General features: G+C 41.1%; 1 pseudogene. It reads left to right on the forward strand.

Going from position 1 to position 1,190, the window contains the following annotated elements:
* Positions 1 to 27 precede the first annotated feature (27 nt).
* Positions 28 to 1,190: pseudogene (locus tag AC1DND_RS28160) on the forward strand (hypothetical protein); the annotation flags it as partial.

Consider the following 1,190-nt stretch of genomic DNA (forward strand, 5'->3'; position numbering starts at 1 on the left):
CTAGAGATCCGCTCGAACCACATCCAAATGACCTATTATTTATTTATAGCGTTATTTATTCTAGGCTGTATAGAACTTTACCATGCCTTTAAAGCAAAACAGCTTCCGGCATTTGGTAAAGCTGTTGCTTATATTGCTGCGGGTATTTTCTTATCGGTTCTGGTAAATGCAGGTACCTTGTGGACAACCTACGAGTATGGCAAAGAAACCATCCGTGGTAAATCGAACTTAACTACCGATAAGGCTGAACCTGCAAATGGTTTAGATAAAGAATATGCCTACCAATGGAGCCAGGGTGTTGGAGAGAGTTTCTCATTTCTGATTCCGAATATTTATGGTGGTGCAAGCAGTATCGACGAAATTATTAAACCTGAAAGCAATACTTATAAAGCAGTTGAAAAAAATCTTCAGGGCGTTGATCCAAAGCAGGCCATTGGTTATGTGGCGCAAAATTTGGGTACCAACCAGTATTGGGGCAACAAACCGGGTACTTCAGGTCCGTATTATTTTGGCGCCATTATCTGTTTCTTATTTGTTTTCGGACTGTTTATTGTAAAACACCGCTGGAAATGGTGGATCTTAGGATCAAGTGTCTTATTGCTGTTCCTTTCCTTTGGAAGTAACTTACCGTTTATCTCGGATATATTCTTTAATTACCTTCCCGGTTATAACAAATTCAGGGCTGTTGAATCGATATTGGCCGTTGTAGGTTTATTGGTACCCTTGCTGGCTATACTGGCCATTAAAGAAGCACAAGAAGGAAAATACGATCAAAAATATTTAGTGCAGCGATTAACCTGGTCAGCAGGTATTACCGGTGGTTTTGCTTTAATTATTGCCGTGATCCCTACGGCGTTCTTCAGCTTTACGCAGGCCAACCAGGCACAGGTTTTAGATGCTTTAACACAAACCTTGCAGAACAACCGCGGTGCCGCAATGGAAATTTTAAATGGCATTGTTGCCGACCGTGTGGCTTTAGCACGTGCTGACGCTTTACGTACCGTATTGTTTATAGCCATTGGTTTTGGTGTTACTTGGGCTTTCATCACTAAGAAAATGAATATGCAATTGGCCTTCGGTTTATTGGCACTATTTGTTTTGATTGATTTGTGGCAGGTAGACCGTCGTTATTTAAACAACCAGAACTTTGTGAGTAAAAGTGACCTGAACAACCATTACCAGCCTAGAGA

The organism is Pedobacter sp. 01N416 (genome assembly GCF_056399685.1).